3 protein-coding genes are annotated in these 1,984 nt (G+C 62.8%); all 3 read left to right on the top strand.

Annotated elements, in window-relative coordinates; all coding sequences use genetic code 11:
- Positions 1-94: 94 nt before the first annotated feature.
- Positions 95-289, top strand: coding sequence for a DUF1656 domain-containing protein (locus JK208_RS15820; RefSeq protein ID WP_062026972.1), 195 nt, complete (start codon positions 95-97; stop codon positions 287-289).
- Positions 290-301: 12 nt separating this feature from the next.
- Positions 302-1,213 carry an HlyD family secretion protein gene (locus JK208_RS15815; RefSeq protein ID WP_194263514.1) on the top strand — a complete coding sequence of 304 codons (912 nt, stop codon included), beginning with the start codon at positions 302-304 and terminating at the stop codon, positions 1,211-1,213.
- Position 1,214: 1 nt separating this feature from the next.
- Positions 1,215-1,984: TolC family protein (locus tag JK208_RS15810; RefSeq protein WP_211576715.1), on the top strand; the 770-nt coding region annotated here is incomplete at its 3' end.

Raw genomic sequence — 1,984 nt, 5'->3', positions numbered from 1 at the left:
GGAGTCGTTGTGTTTGATTGAGGAGCGTTGTGGGCGAGTTGTCTTACAGTCTGGCGTTTGGCAGTCTGGTGGTTGACGCTGGAGCTGGTTTCTGATGCTGGCTGAAGTTAACCTGTTTGGCGTTTTCGTTGCTCCGCTCTCCATTTATGCCGTAGCGGCGGTCTTTGTAACGTTACTGCTGAGAAGCCTCCTGTGGCGCACGGGCGCTCTGGGATGGTTCTGGCACGTCGCTCTCTTTGAAATAGCGCTCTATGTCTGTGTTCTCTGTCTGCTCATCCTTTACGTCTAGGGAGGGTCAGCAATGAACTGGACCCGCAGTGTAATCCGCGTCCTGCTGACCCTTGTGGTGCTGGCGCTCGCCATCGGCCTGGGTCGGACGATGTGGGACATCTACGTCCTCGCTCCCTGGACCCGTGACGGCCGTGTACGCGTCTATGTCGTGGACGCGGCCCCTGAAGTCTCGGGCACGGTCGTGGCCGTGCCTGTCGTGGACAACGAGTTCGTCCATAAGGGCGATCCGCTTTTCGTGCTCGATCCGGTGCGCTTCCGTCTCGACATCGACGCTGCTCGCGCCCGTCTGGCCGGGGCCGAAGAAGACCTGAAGCTCCGCACTTCCGACGCCAAGCGCCGTATGGGGCTGGGTGGCATCGTCTCGGCGGAAGAGCAGGAAGACTTCAACTCCAATGTTGAAACCCAGCGCGCCAAGGTCAACGCGGCCAAAGCCGAGCTGGATACGGCCCTGCTGAACCTCCAGCGCTCCACGGTCTATTCGCCGGTGGACGGCTACATTACAAACCTGAACCTGCGCGTGGGTGACTACGCGCATGCCGGTCAGCCCGGTATGGCCGTGATCGACGCGCACAGCTTCTGGATCAACGGCTATTTCGAAGAAACCAAGATGCACGGCGTGCATGTGGGGGACGAAGCCCGCATCAAGCTGATGGGCTACAAACAGATCCTCATGGCGCATGTCGTCAGTATCGGTCGCGGCATCAACGACCAGAACGGCGTGTCCGACAAGCTGGGCCTGCCGGACGTCAATCCGATCTTCACCTGGGTGCGTCTGGCGCAGCGTATTCCGGTGCGTCTGGAACTCGACAGCGTACCGCCGAACATCACGCTGGCGGCCGGCATGACGGCCACGGTGACGATCGGACGCGAAACGCCGGGCGCGCGCGGCCGTCTGACCACCTGGCTGCAGAACCACCTCTGACATGTCCCGCAAATTCCTGACCCTTGCCCTGAGTACCTGTCTGTCGCTGACGGCGTGTACGGTGGGGCCGAACTTCACGCCGGACCGGATCAAGGTGCCCGACGCCTTCGTCGAGCAGCCCCATCCCGCCACGGCCGATGCGCTGGCGCAGTCGGCAGCGGACATGAAGGACTGGTGGTCGCAGTTCCACGACCCCATGCTCAACGAGCTGGTGGATCAGGCGATCAAGGGCAATTACGACCTGCAGATCGCCTCGCAGCATATCATTGCCGAGCGCGCCGTCCGCAGGCAGGCCCAGTCGGCCTGGTATCCGCAGCTCGACGTGGCCGCAGGCGGCGGCGATGACCGCTATTCGATCAATATCGACAACTGGCCGCTGCGTCCGGGCAATCCGGCCAACCGCCCCGAAGCCTCGGTCCTGACCTATGGCGCGCGGGCGACCTGGGAAGTCGATCTGTTTGGGCACATCGCCCGGCAGGTGGAAGAGCGCAAGCGGATCGTCGAGGAATCGATCGAGAACCGTCGCGGCGTGCTGTTGGCCCTGCTGGCCGAAATGGCGACGGACTATGTGACACTGCGCTCGGTGCAGGAGCGTCTGACCGTGACCGAGCGTGCCATCGACGTGGCCGTGCGCTCGCGCGAACTGACCGAAAAGCTCTACACCCATGGCCTCGGCAACACGCTGGCCGTGGCGCAGGCCCAGACGGAAGAACATCTCGAACGCGCCCGTCTGGCGCCGTTGCACGAGCAGGAAGAGCGGCTGATGCATGC

The organism is Gluconobacter sp. Dm-74 (genome assembly GCF_018256135.1).
Classification (GTDB): domain Bacteria; phylum Pseudomonadota; class Alphaproteobacteria; order Acetobacterales; family Acetobacteraceae; genus Gluconobacter; species Gluconobacter cadivus.
This window is presented reverse-complemented; position numbering and strand designations above follow the sequence as displayed.